Annotated in this window: 13 protein-coding genes; 8 read left to right on the forward strand and 5 right to left on the reverse strand. The window is 59.8% G+C overall.

Annotation, left to right across the window (positions count from 1 at the left end; genetic code table 11):
* Positions 1 to 30: 30 nt before the first annotated feature.
* The 4 genes from SB725_RS04730 to SB725_RS04745 all read left to right on the forward strand — a co-directional run bounded on the left by SB725_RS04730 (position 31) and on the right by SB725_RS04745 (position 4,203).
* Positions 31 to 1,542 carry a purine-cytosine permease family protein gene (locus SB725_RS04730; protein ID WP_027925810.1) on the forward strand — a complete coding sequence of 504 codons (1,512 nt, stop codon included), beginning with the start codon at positions 31 to 33 and terminating at the stop codon, positions 1,540 to 1,542.
* Positions 1,543 to 1,705: 163 nt separating this feature from the next.
* Positions 1,706 to 3,085, forward strand: coding sequence for a sodium:solute symporter (locus SB725_RS04735; protein WP_027925811.1), 1,380 nt, complete (start codon positions 1,706 to 1,708; stop codon positions 3,083 to 3,085).
* Positions 3,086 to 3,170: 85 nt separating this feature from the next.
* Positions 3,171 to 3,896 carry an MBL fold metallo-hydrolase gene (locus SB725_RS04740; RefSeq protein WP_410921374.1) on the forward strand — a complete coding sequence of 242 codons (726 nt, stop codon included), beginning with the start codon at positions 3,171 to 3,173 and terminating at the stop codon, positions 3,894 to 3,896.
* Positions 3,897 to 3,951: 55 nt separating this feature from the next.
* Positions 3,952 to 4,203, forward strand: coding sequence for a phosphopantetheine-containing protein (locus SB725_RS04745; RefSeq protein ID WP_027925813.1), 252 nt, complete (start codon positions 3,952 to 3,954; stop codon positions 4,201 to 4,203).
* Between the two features lie 206 nt (positions 4,204 to 4,409).
* Here SB725_RS04745 and SB725_RS04750 read toward each other — a convergent pair whose 3' ends face one another.
* Together SB725_RS04750 and ptrR are read right to left on the reverse strand one after the other, a co-directional pair.
* Complete coding sequence (locus tag SB725_RS04750; RefSeq protein ID WP_003184145.1) at positions 4,410 to 4,538, reverse strand: PA1414 family protein; 129 nt, start codon at positions 4,536 to 4,538, stop codon at positions 4,410 to 4,412.
* Positions 4,539 to 4,677: 139 nt separating this feature from the next.
* Positions 4,678 to 5,571 (reverse strand): putrescine utilization regulator PtrR, encoded by an 894-nt coding sequence (gene ptrR / locus SB725_RS04755; protein ID WP_027925814.1) that lies wholly within the window; start codon positions 5,569 to 5,571, stop codon positions 4,678 to 4,680.
* A gap of 103 nt (positions 5,572 to 5,674) precedes the next feature.
* On the opposite strand from ptrR, the gene SB725_RS04760 reads away from it, so the two are divergent.
* A complete protein-coding gene (locus SB725_RS04760; RefSeq protein WP_410921375.1) occupies positions 5,675 to 6,856 on the forward strand; it encodes an MFS transporter in 1,182 nt (393 codons plus the stop codon).
* On the opposite strand, the gene SB725_RS04765 is transcribed toward SB725_RS04760, so the two are convergent.
* Positions 6,801 to 7,733, reverse strand: a complete 933-nt coding sequence (locus SB725_RS04765; protein WP_027925816.1) for a DMT family transporter — start codon at positions 7,731 to 7,733, stop codon at positions 6,801 to 6,803. The two genes, SB725_RS04760 and SB725_RS04765, sit on opposite strands and share 56 nt — an antisense overlap.
* Positions 7,734 to 7,830: 97 nt before the next feature.
* The gene (locus SB725_RS04770; protein ID WP_027925817.1) at positions 7,831 to 8,667 is read right to left on the reverse strand and encodes a S1 RNA-binding domain-containing protein; all 837 of its coding nucleotides are present in this window, start codon (positions 8,665 to 8,667) and stop codon (positions 7,831 to 7,833) included.
* 353 nt (positions 8,668 to 9,020) lie between these two features.
* On the opposite strand from SB725_RS04770, the gene SB725_RS04775 reads away from it, so the two are divergent.
* From SB725_RS04775 to SB725_RS04785, 3 genes are all read left to right on the forward strand, one after another.
* Positions 9,021 to 9,209: a hypothetical protein gene (locus tag SB725_RS04775; protein WP_017337097.1), complete on the forward strand. Its 189-nt coding sequence runs from the start codon at positions 9,021 to 9,023 to the stop codon at positions 9,207 to 9,209.
* Positions 9,210 to 9,417: 208 nt separating this feature from the next.
* Complete coding sequence (locus SB725_RS04780) at positions 9,418 to 10,134, forward strand: TorF family putative porin (RefSeq protein ID WP_410921376.1); 717 nt, start codon at positions 9,418 to 9,420, stop codon at positions 10,132 to 10,134.
* A 65-nt stretch (positions 10,135 to 10,199) separates the two neighbouring features.
* A complete protein-coding gene (locus SB725_RS04785; protein WP_410921377.1) occupies positions 10,200 to 11,069 on the forward strand; it encodes a DUF6279 family lipoprotein in 870 nt (289 codons plus the stop codon).
* 114 nt (positions 11,070 to 11,183) lie between these two features.
* On the opposite strand, the gene SB725_RS04790 is transcribed toward SB725_RS04785, so the two are convergent.
* Entirely contained in the window at positions 11,184 to 11,573 is a 390-nt protein-coding gene (locus tag SB725_RS04790) for a transcriptional regulator (RefSeq protein ID WP_410921378.1), read from the reverse strand.
* Between the last annotated feature and the right edge of the window lie 142 nt (positions 11,574 to 11,715).

Consider the following 11,715-nt stretch of genomic DNA (forward strand, 5'->3'; position numbering starts at 1 on the left):
ATGAGCGCGCCTTTATGATCGGAGCTGATCATGAATAAAAACAACAACGACCAAAGCCTTACGCACATTGAAACCTACGGGGTCGAACAGATCCCCGACAGCGAACGCACCGCAGGCCCGACGGATTTGTTCCGGATGATCTTCGGTGGTTCCAACACCTTTGCCACCGCCGTGCTCGGCAGTTTCCCGGTGCTGTTCGGCCTGTCGTTTCAGGCCGGTGTGCTGGCGATTGTGCTGGGCGTGCTGCTGGGCTCGCTGATCCTTGCACCCATGGGCCTGTTCGGTCCGATCAACGGCACCAACAACGCCGTGTCGTCGGGTGCGCACTTCGGCGTGCACGGGCGGATCGTCGGTTCGTTCCTCTCGCTGTTGACCGCCATCGCGTTCTTCTCGCTCTCGGTATGGAGTTCGGGTGATGCGCTGATCGGTGGCGCCAAGCGCCTGATCGGCCTGCCGGAAACCGACCTGACCCTGGGCCTGGCCTACGGCCTGTTCGCGATTCTGGTGCTGACCGTTTGCATCTATGGCTTCCGTTTCCTGCTGTGGGTCAACAAGATCGCGGTGTGGAGCGCCAGCCTGCTGTTCCTGCTGGGTGTCTTCGCCTTCGCCGGTCCTTTCGATGTGAACTACGCCGGCACCGTCAGCATGGGTCAGCCAGGTTTCTGGGCCGCGTTTATTGGTGCTGCACTGGTAGCGATGAGCAACCCGATTTCCTTCGGTGCGTTTCTCGGTGACTGGTCGCGCTACATCCCGCGTGACACACCAAAAGGCCGGATCATGGCCGCAGTGGTGATCTCGCAGATCGCCACCTTCATCCCGTTCCTGTTTGGCCTGGCCACCGCGACCATCGTGGCGATCAAGGCACCGGACTACATCGCCGCCAACAACTATGTCGGCGGCTTGCTGGCTGTCTCGCCGAGCTGGTTCTTCCTGCCGGTGTGCCTGATTGCAGTGATCGGCGGCATGTCCACCGGCACCACGTCGCTGTATGGCACCGGGCTGGATATGTCCAGCGTGTTCCCTCGCGTGCTGTCGCGGGTCAAGGCCACGCTGCTGATCGGTGTGATGTCGATTGCCTTCATCTTCATCGGGCGCTTTGCGGCGAACCTGGTGCAGAGCGTGTCGACCTTCGCCGTGCTGATCATCACCTGCACCACTCCATGGATGGTGATCATGATCATCGGCCTGGTGGTGCGTCGCGGCTTCTATTGCCCGGATGACCTGCAAGTGTTCACCCGCGGCGAGAAAGGTGGCCGCTACTGGTTCACCCACGGCTGGAACTGGCGTGGCCTGGGTGCCTGGATCCCGAGCGCGGCCATCGGCCTGTGCTTCGTGAACCTGCCGGGGCAGTTTGTCGGACCATTGGGCGAAATGGCCGGCGGTATCGACATCAGCCTGCCGGTCACCCTGGGCCTGGCCTCGCTGGTGTACCTGGCGCTGCTGAGCCTGTTCCCGGAAACAGCCGCGGTGTTTGGCCCGAATGATTCACGCAGCAAGGGCAGCCACACCATGGCAAAGCCTGAACTCCGTCAGCCCGCCTGACACTGATCCAACTGTGGGAGCGAGCCTGCTCGCGATGACGGCAGCACATCCACATTGATGTGACTGCAAGACCGCTATCGCGAGCAGGCTCACTCCCACAGAGGGATGCCCTACAGAAATACTTTTGCTTCACCATAAAAAAGACAATCGGAGACACGCCACAATGGCTTTGGATTTATTCGTCGTACTCATCTACGCCGCCGCGATGCTGATACTCGGCTACTACGGCATGCGCAAGGCCAAGACCAACGAAGACTTTTTGGTCGCCGGTCGCAACCTCGGCCCGAGCCTGTACATGGGCACCATGGCTGCCACCGTTCTGGGTGGCGCGTCCACCGTCGGCACCGTGCGTCTGGGCTACGTCCATGGCATTTCCGGTTTCTGGCTCTGCGCGGCCCTCGGTTGCGGGATCGTGGCGCTGAACCTGTTCCTCGCCAAACCGCTGTTGAAGCTGAAGATCTACACCGTTACCCAGGTCCTGGAAAAACGCTACAACCCGATGGCCCGCTCCGCGAGCGCGGTGATCATGCTGGCGTACGCGCTGATGATCGGCGTGGTTTCGATCCTCGCCATCGGCACCGTGCTGCAAGTGCTGTTCGACCTGCCGTTCTGGGTCTCGGTACTGGTCGGCGGTGGCGTGGTAGTGATCTACTCGGCGATCGGCGGCATGTGGTCCCTGACCCTGACCGACATCGTCCAGTTCGTGATCAAGACCGTCGGCCTGATGTTCATCCTGTTGCCAATCTGCCTGTACCGCGTTGGCGGCTGGGATGAGTTGGTGTTGAAACTGCCGGCCACGGCCTTCAGCTTCACCACGATTGGCTGGGACACCATCATCACCTACTTCATGATCTACTTCTTCGGGATCCTGATTGGCCAGGACATCTGGCAGCGGGTGTTCACCGTCAAGAGCGCCAAGGTGGCTCAAGTCGCCGGTACGTTCGCAGGCGTCTACTGCATCCTTTACGGCCTGGCCTGCGCCCTGATCGGCATGGCCGCTCACGTGCTGATCCCGGACCTGGACAACGTCAACAACGCCTTCGCCGCCATCGTCAAACTGTCCCTGCCGGACGGCATCCGTGGCCTGGTGATTGCTGCTGCCCTGGCGGCCATGATGTCCACCGCCAGCGCCGGCCTGCTCGCCGCTGCCACCACCCTGACCGAAGACCTGCTGCCGAAACTGCGCGGCGGTAAACACTCGAGCCTGGGCATGAACCGCCTGTTCACCCTGTTGACCGGCCTTGTCGTACTCGGCATCGCTCTGGTCGTGAACGACGTGATCAGCGCCCTGACCCTGGCGTACAACCTGCTGGTAGGCGGCATGCTGATCCCGCTGATCGGCGCGATTTTCTGGAAACGCGCCACCACCGCCGGCGCTATCGCCAGCATGGGCATGGGCTTCGCCACTGCGCTGGTGTTCATGTTCAAGGACGGTCTGGATGCCAACTCGCCGATCTACTACAGCCTCGCCGTAGGTCTGGTGGCGTTCGTGGTGGTGAGCTTGATGTCCCGCCGCCCGGCAGTGCTGGCCAGCGCCGCCTAAGCTGAACATAACGACTTGATGCTTTCTTCGACGGGTGTGGCGTCGGTTGCCACACCCGTTTTTTTTCGTCTGAAGGAAACTGCTTATGAAGATCGTCAGCCGCGATCAGTGGTTCGAAGTCAAACAGCTCAGCGACGGCATTCGCCTGATTCACGAGCCGTACATTCGACCTTTCTATCGCTGCAACCTCTGGCACGTTCAGGGCCGCGACAAGGACCTGCTGCTGGACAGCGGCTCGGGACTGGTCAGCCTGCGCGAGCAATTGCCGTGGATCACTGAACGGCCGCTGGTGGCGGTGGCGAGTCATTGCCATTACGACCACATCGCCGGGCATCACGAGTTTCCTGAACGGCTGGTGCACCCGGCTGAGGCCGACATCCTCGCCGCACCGGACGGCGACAACGATTTGAGCAAGGCCTTTGTCGGCGACGACATGTTCGAGGCTCACCCCGATTGCCCGCTGTGCTACGCCGAATACCGGGTCAAGGCTGCGCCGGCCACCGGCATGATTGAAGAAGGTGATGTGCTGGATTTGGGTGACCGCGTGCTGCAGGTACTGCACACACCGGGGCATTCACCGGGCGGCATCAGCCTGTATGAAGCGGCGACGGAGACGCTGTTCAGCGGCGACATCATCTATGACGGACCGCTGATCGAAGACGCTTACCACTCCAACCTCGATGCCTACGCCCGCAGCTTGCAACGCTTGCGTGCCTTGCCGATCCGCACAGTGCATGGCGGGCATTTCGGCAGTTTTTCCGGTGAGCATTTGCGCACGATGATTGACGAGTGGCAGCGCTCACACGGCTGAAGCCTGCTGTACTCAAGCGCAGGGACAACAACAATAACGCCCTCCAAGAGCAACCATGAAAAGAGCTGCCGTTCGCCTCGCCGTCCATCAGTTCATCAGCCGCTTGCTGGAGGGCCGCGATGACTTCAGCGACGACGCCAGTCTGGTGGAGTTGGGATTGGATAAAGCGGACATTGAAGACCTGATCTTCCATCTGGAAGATGAACTGGGGTTGACGGCGTTTACGGCGGAAGAAGACCGGATGCTCAAGACCGCCAGGACGGCGAATGATTTGAGTCGGTTTTTGCTGGAGATCGGGCGGCATTGAGTGTGCCCGGTCTCTGAAATTCAGCTGACCCCTGTAGCAGCTACCGAGCACCGCGAGGCTGCGTTCGGCGCGAGTCGCGTTCGGACGGAGCCGTCGGTGGAGTCAGGTTTCGACGTGAGTCAGGTAGATCGTGCATGCAGGATTTACGGCTGCTGCGCAGCCGAACGCTGCCTCGCGGTGCACGACAGCTGCTACATGCGGCGCGATTACCGGCGGCGCGGCTGGCGTCGGCGCTGTTCGTCGTCCGTCCGAATAGGCACAGGTTGCAGAGGCGGTTCGATCAAACCGAGTGCAACACCCAAGTCGTGCAGCCAGTTTTGGATTTTCTCTTTCATGGTGCCCCCTTCAGGGTAGTGCCGAGCGACCGGAATTCTGAGGCCGCTTCGCACTGATAATAGTCCGAAGTCCTACGCAATGCTCATCAAAAGTCGCAATGATCTGTTACTGAATTGAACAAAATACCTGACCGTTCGTTCAGGCAATCGCCTGGGCTTCAACCGGCGCCCACGGATAGACCGTTCGCTGCTGCTCGATCCACGCATTCAAATTGGCCCCGACCATGCCCTTGCGCCACATCAGCCACGTCGTCGCGCGGGCGAACGGCTCGGCCAGCGGGTGCGCCGCGACACTCTCACGGCCCGGCAGGCTGGCAAGCATCGACTCCGACATCAACGCCACGCCCGAGCCGGCAATCACGCATGCAAGCATTCCTGGATAGGATTCGATCTCCATCGCCCGGCCCATCGCTGCATGGTCGTGGGCGAACCAGGCCTCCAGACGCATGCGGTAGGAACAGCCCTGGCGGAACGTGAACACCGAGCGCCCTTCCACATCCAGCGCGCTGCGCACCGGCGGGTGATCGGCCTCCGTGATCAGCACCAGCCGTTCGTCGCACAAGGGCACGCCGTCAAGCCCCGCGAGCTCCAGTGGGCCGTCCACCAGCGCCGCATCCAGCCGGCCGGTGAGCAGGCCTTCAAGCAACTCACCGCTCGGCCCGGATTGCACTTGCAGGTTTACCGCCGGGTACGTGCGGTGATAACCCGCCAACAATGGCGGCAGATGAATCGCCGCCGTGCTGTACATGGTGCCGAGCACAAAGTCCCCGGCCGGTTGCCCACCCTGCACGGCTGCACTGGCTTCGTCATGCAGGGCGAACAGCTTGGCGGTGTAGTCCAGCAGGACTTTTCCTGCAGGCGACAACTGCAAACGCTGACGCTCGCGGACGAACAGTTCTACGCCGAGTTGCTCCTCGAGTTGTTTGAGACGCGTCGACAGGTTGGACGGCACTCGATGCAATCGCTCGGCGGCACGGGTGATCGAACCCTCCTGCGCCACGGCCTGGAAGATCCGCAATTGGCTGAACTCCACGATCTTCTCCAAATCAGAACAAGTTACTCACTATTATTCATTTTAAAAGAAAGTCAATCAGTCCTAGCCTGACGGTCATTGATCCTTTGCCGGAACTCAGACCATGTCTCCGCTGATTCGCTTAACCGCCAGTTTTATCGCCCTGATGATGGCCATGGGCATCGGGCGCTTCGCCCTCACCCCGCAAATGCCGCACTTGCTCAGCGAAGGTCAGATCGACCTGACCGCAGCGGGCCTGATTGCCGCCGCCAATTACCTGGGCTACTTCGTCGGCGCATTGGATGCGATGTTCTCGCGCAAGCCGGCGCAAGTCCGTCAGCGCTTGCTGGGCGGGTTGTGGCTGTGTGTGCTGCTGACCCTGGCGTCGTTCTGGGCCAACGGGTTCTGGTCGCATCTGCTGCTGCGTTTCGGCACCGGCGTGGCCAGCGCCTGGGTGCTGGTGATGATCACCGCGCTGAGCCAGCCATTAGCGGCCGCAGCCGGTCGTCCACGGCTGGGCGCATTGGTGTTTGCCGGACCGGGCCTGGGGATTTTTCTAACGGGTTTGTTGGCTTTAGGGTCGAACTTGCTGGGGCAGACCTCCGCGACGCTGTGGCTGGTGTATGCCGGCGTAGCGCTGGTGATGCTGCTGGGGATTCTGCCGTTCCTGCCACAACCTGCGGAAACGGTGGCGGTTGCGCCCGCCGCCGCCACATCGAACAATCAGGGCATCGCTCGATTGGGCGTGATCTATGGCTTGTACGGTCTGGGTTACATCATCCCCGCCACATTCCTCTCACAAATGGCCAACGCGCAGTTTCATGGGCAATGGCAGGCTGACCTGTTCTGGCCGTGCTTCGGCCTGGCGTCGGCTGTCGGAGTGTTGCTGGTGAGCCTGCGTCGACAATCCCCGAATGGCACACGCCATTGGCTGATGATCACGTTGTGGCTGCAAGCTGTCGGGGTCTTCGCGTGCCTGTTGGGCAGCGGAACGGGTCTGGCGTTGGGCGTGCTGCTGTGTGGCACGCCATTCCTGGCCTGCATGCAACTGGTGATGCAACGCTCCCGCGAACTGGCGCCCCACGCCACCCAGCGCAACGCCGGGCTGCTGACCGCATGCTTCGCCGTGGGACAGCTCAGTGGGCCGTTGCTGGCCGCCCTGAGCAGCCATTTCAGTGGCGGTTTGCAGCCCGCGCTGGTGGTTGCCGGCAGCGGATTACTGATCGCCGGCGGCCTGTTGCTGCGCCCGCTCAGTACTGCCCGAGGGCTTTGCGCAAACGACGGCGCACCCACTGCTCAGCGCTGACAAAAGTGATCCCGAGCAAGACCAGCACAGCACCGATGACGAAGTTGAGGCTTAACGCCTCGCCCAATAACACCACGCCGAACGTGACGCCGAACAGTGGCGTCATGAACGAAAACACCGCCAGGTTCGCCGCCAGATAACGCCGCAACAGCCAGAACCAGGTCAGGTAACTGAAGAACGACACCACCACCCCCTGAAACAGCACGCTGGCCACCGCCACGGTGGTCAGGCTGACGTGAGTGACCTGGCCGCTGAGAATCGCGATCAGCATCAGGCCGAAGAAACCGACGATCAGTTGATAGAACAAGGTCAGCGTCACCGGCGCTTCCGACAGCCGTGAAGCGCGCACCACCACCGTGGTTGCCCCCCACGCGGCGCCGGCCAGTACGCCCAGCGCATCGCCCAGCAACATGCGGTGATCGAGGTTATCCCAGGACACGCCACCGGCAAACGCGATGGCGATCCCGACAAAGGCGAGGAAAATCCCCAGCCACTGCACCGGCCTCAAACGCTCACTCGGCAGCAACCAATGCACGCCCAGCGCGGTGAAAATCGGCGCGGTGTAGAGGAACACCGACATGTGCGCGGCCGTCGTCAGTTGCAGGCCTTCAGAAATGAAAAAGAATTCCAGGCCAAACAGCGCGCCGGCCAGCAAACCGCCGCGCCAGGTTGCGCCGACCTGATCCCAGCCGCCTTTCCAGCAGATCAGCAAGCCGACGAGCACTGCGGACATGCCAGACCGCCCCGCCGCCTGCATGACCGGCGCGATGTCCGGTGCCGCCCACTTGATCATTACCTGCTGCACGCCCCAGATCAGGCACAACCCGATCATCACCTGCAGGGCAAACCCGTCGGCGCTACGCCGGCTGGCGCTCACTGTGACACCTCGACAACACAATCCATGGCAGAAACCCGGTAGTCAAAAAGCAAAGCCCGGCACGGGGCCGGGGCTTTTCATTACTGTTGGTGCAGGGTCAGCTTAGTTCAATGCGATCCGCATGAATGACGATCTGGCCATTCTTGTACAGCGCACCAATGGCCTTCTTGAAGTTGCCCTTGCTGACGCCAAACATACTGGTGATCACCGTCGGGTCGCTCTTGTCGCTGACCGGCAGGGAGCCGTTGTTTTCACGCAACTTGGCGAGGATCTTCGAGTTGAGGCTGGTGGCCGCTTCTTCGCCCACCGGTTGCAGGCTCAGGCTGATCTTGCCGTCGGCACGGACTTCTTTGATAAAGCCCTTCTCTTCTTTGCCGGCGCGCATGAACTTGAAGATTTCGTTCTTGTGGATCAGGCCCCAGTGCTTGTTGTTGATGATTGCCTTGAAGCCCATGTCGGTCGCTTCGGCCACCAGCAAATCAACTTCCTGGCCCGGGGTGTAGCTGGCCGGCGTCTTGTCCAGATAGCGGTCCAGACGCGCGGTCGCGGTGATGCGACGGGTGTGCTTGTCGAGGTAGACATGCACTACCACATACTCACCGGCGGTCATCTGGCGTTTTTCTTCGGAGTACGGCAGCAGCAGGTCCTTCGGCAGACCCCAATCCAGGAACACGCCGATGCTGTTGACTTCAACGACTTTCAAACTGGCGAATTCACCGACCTGAACTTTCGGCTTTTCGGTAGTTGCGATGAGTTTGTCATCGCTGTCCAGATAAACAAAAACGTTGAGCCAGTCTTCATCTTCGCTGGGAATATCTTTGGGGATATAACGATTAGGCAAGAGGATTTCACCCTCCGCCCCACCGTCCAGATATAAACCGAAGTTAGTGTGTTTAACCACTTGCAAACTGTTGTAACGCCCGACTAAAGCCATTTCAAATACCCTCATTACGTGGGCGGCATTCTACCCGGTTTTGCGGGCGACGTTCGGCGGCCGGCCGGGTGGCGGGCGAAAATACTGCGCAATCCCTGATTTTCCTGAGGGGTTGACCTGTACGGCTTCGCCACTCGTCAGCCCGACGAGGCGGTTTTGTCCCCTGCCAACCCACCCGAACACGGGCCATTTTCATCAACGTTGTTAGTTAAAACAGTGTGTTAGAGACCTATTTCAGATAATACCCTGAGATAAATTCCAGCCCTGTGCTGTGTATTTTGAGGGGATATTAGCCAAGCAATTGTCAAGTATTTCCTGTACGATGCCTGGCCAAGTTAATTTTCTACAGGTTAATGGCCGCCATGCGTGTAAAAGCATCCAACAGCAAAGCAAAGCCAGCTCCAGCCGTTGAAACCAGCGAATCGATCAACAACCAGATTGCTGCGTTCCTCAAGTCCGGTGGTGAAATCCAGCAAATTGCCAAAGGCGTCAGCGGCCAGACGTTCGGCCCGTCCAAGCAGATCACGCTCGGCAAGAAGTAACACCCTGCTTTAACTGGTCCCAAAGCGCTTTGAGCTTCGAAGCGCTTGGACTGGAACCCTCTCGCAACACCCCGTCAAACCCCTCTAAATTTCAAAAAACGACGAACGGCCCTCAATGCCGAGCATTCGCCGGTATCCTTGCACACGTCTAGAACAAGCGTTCCAGTAGGTTTCCGATCCCTGCTCCTCGCTGTCAATGGAGTGACGCATGCTCAAACCCTCTCTTCTATTGCTCTGCACAGTGCTCGCCTGTCCGCTCGCCAATGCGCAAATCTTCCAGCGTGAACTGGGCGACTTCGACCTCAAGCTCGGCACCACGCCCAGCCGCAGCATGGCCCAGGGGCTGGTCAAACCCTCCAGCACCGGCTCCTTCCATGGCGGCCTCGACCTCACCCACGACAGTGGCTTCTACGTCGGCCAATGGGCACCGAGCATGGGGTTGAGTCCGGGCAAAAACCTCGAAGTCGATTCCTACGCGGGATTCAAACAGCCCTTCGATCAAACCCTCGGCTACGAAGTCGGCATGATCCACTACAGCTATCCGAAAGTGGACACCCTCGACAGCCAGGAGCTCTTCGGCGGCCTGACCCTGCTCGGCAGCCGATTTGGCGCGGCCTTCAGCAACGACCCGGACAAGCTGAACAGAACGCTGTTCGCCGACCTCGGAGGCAACCAGCCGTTCGGCATCGGGATCAGCATGAAATACACCACCCACCAGCTCTACACCCCGGTGTCGGTCGACGGTGGGTACGTCGACAGTTTTACCGACTGGTCGGTGCAACTTTCCCGGCCATTCATGGGCATCGATCTGGACCTCATCTACAGTGACTCCAACCTCAGCGGCAGCAACTGTTCAGCCTATTCCGGGCACAACGGCCAATGCGACGGGTTGGTAACTCTCAAGGCTGAACACGCGTTTTATTGAACGGCTGAACTGCCGGGCTCATCTTGCGTTCACATGAATACCCAGGCTTTCGCAAGGATCCGCCCATGTCGCGCTGGCTAATTCGCTTCGCCGCTTTGATCATTTTGAGCCTCGTCCTTGGCGCATGCAGCCGGGTGGGCCTGGCCTACCGCAACCTCGACGTGATCATTCCATGGACACTCAGCGACTATCTGGACATGAACGGCGAGCAAAAAGGCTGGTTCAACGAGCGCCTCAAAGAACACCTGAGCTGGCACTGCAGTACGCAACTGCCGGGTTATCTGGATTGGCTGGACCGCCTGCAAACCATGGTCGAAACCAACCTGGTCACCGACGACGCCCTGCAAATCCGCACCGAGGAAGCCAAAGCCGCAATTGCCCAGACCGCCCGGAAAATTACTCCGTCGGCCATCGAGTTGCTGCAGGGGCTGGACGACAAACAAGTCGCGGAAATGAACGACGCTTTCGCCAAAGACCAGCGCAAACGGCAGGTTGAATACCTCAAGCCCCCTCTCGATCAGCAGATCAAGCAACGAGCCGATCGCATGGAAAAACGTCTGGATGACTGGCTCGGCCCACTAAGCCCTACCCAGCAGCAACGGGTGGTCACTTGGTCAAAGGCCTTGGGTGATCAGAACACTCAATGGATCGCCAACCGCGCGCATTGGCAGACGCAGTTCAGCGCGGCGGTTGCCCAGCGCCAAAGTCCCGAATTCCCACAGAGAATCGAGACACTTCTGGTCAATCGCGAGAGCTTGTGGACGCCAGCCTATCGTCAGGCCTACGCCAATACCGAGGCTCAGGCGCGTGGGTTGATCGTGGATTTGATGGCCGAGAGCACACCGGCCCAGCGTCAGCGGTTGTTGAAGAAAATCGGAGTCGTGAGAAAAGACTTCAACGACCTCAAGTGCCTGAAAGCCGCCAAACAATCCTAATCCGGCACAAGTCCCCCGTAGGAGTGAGCCTGCTCGCGATTGCGGTACACCAGTCAATTACTGATACACCGCAATCGCGAGCAGGCTCACTCCTACATTAGTTTGTGGTGGGCTTCAGGCAATCTGCGCTTTAGACGCCACTTCATCAAACGTCACTTCATCCAGCGCATCTTCCTGCTCATCAAGCACCTGACGCGGATGGTCATTCCCAGGAATGCTGCTGTCGATCAGGCTCAACAAACTGGAGCCACGCGGCGTCAGAATGTAATTCGAGCCGGAACCGCCCTGATCCTCAGGCCGCGGTTCGATGTATCCACGCGCCAGCAGCAGCTTTTCGTACTCACCCGCCACCGCTTTCAGGTGATCGAGGTTTTCCGTCTGCTCGCCTTCCGCCGTTTTCTCCGCCACGTACTGCTCGGCATAGGGCCGTGGCGTGAAGCTGCTGGCACCGTTTTGCACTTCGTGCAGCAAGCGTTCAATCAAATCCCAGTTATAAGTCGTCATCCTGATTCAACCTCCAGACCGCGTGATTGTGATGGCCTTCTTAAGTTGTGACCGGTACCGCTCGCAGCCGTTCAGCCGAGGCGCTGAACAGCACCGACCGGCGGTATGTCGAATCCGGCACAGGTCAAACGACTAGGCTGTG

The sequence above is a fragment of the Pseudomonas sp. SIMBA_041 genome (genome assembly GCF_046535095.1).
Lineage (GTDB): Bacteria > Pseudomonadota > Gammaproteobacteria > Pseudomonadales > Pseudomonadaceae > Aquipseudomonas > Aquipseudomonas mucoides.

Coding starts and splice junctions, on each gene's coding strand:
- SB725_RS04770 (WP_027925817.1), bottom strand. CDS start 8,667: ATGGCTTTAGTCGGGCGTTACAACAGTTTGCAAGTGGTTAAACACACT.
- SB725_RS04775 (WP_017337097.1), top strand. CDS start 9,021: ATGGCCGCCATGCGTGTAAAAGCATCCAACAGCAAAGCAAAGCCAGCT.
- SB725_RS04740 (WP_410921374.1), top strand. CDS start 3,171: ATGAAGATCGTCAGCCGCGATCAGTGGTTCGAAGTCAAACAGCTCAGC.
- SB725_RS04760 (WP_410921375.1), top strand. CDS start 5,675: ATGTCTCCGCTGATTCGCTTAACCGCCAGTTTTATCGCCCTGATGATG.
- SB725_RS04735 (WP_027925811.1), top strand. CDS start 1,706: ATGGCTTTGGATTTATTCGTCGTACTCATCTACGCCGCCGCGATGCTG.
- SB725_RS04790 (WP_410921378.1), bottom strand. CDS start 11,573: ATGACGACTTATAACTGGGATTTGATTGAACGCTTGCTGCACGAAGTG.
- SB725_RS04730 (WP_027925810.1), top strand. CDS start 31: ATGAATAAAAACAACAACGACCAAAGCCTTACGCACATTGAAACCTAC.
- SB725_RS04750 (WP_003184145.1), bottom strand. CDS start 4,538: ATGAAAGAGAAAATCCAAAACTGGCTGCACGACTTGGGTGTTGCACTC.
- SB725_RS04745 (WP_027925813.1), top strand. CDS start 3,952: ATGAAAAGAGCTGCCGTTCGCCTCGCCGTCCATCAGTTCATCAGCCGC.
- SB725_RS04785 (WP_410921377.1), top strand. CDS start 10,200: ATGTCGCGCTGGCTAATTCGCTTCGCCGCTTTGATCATTTTGAGCCTC.
- SB725_RS04780 (WP_410921376.1), top strand. CDS start 9,418: ATGCTCAAACCCTCTCTTCTATTGCTCTGCACAGTGCTCGCCTGTCCG.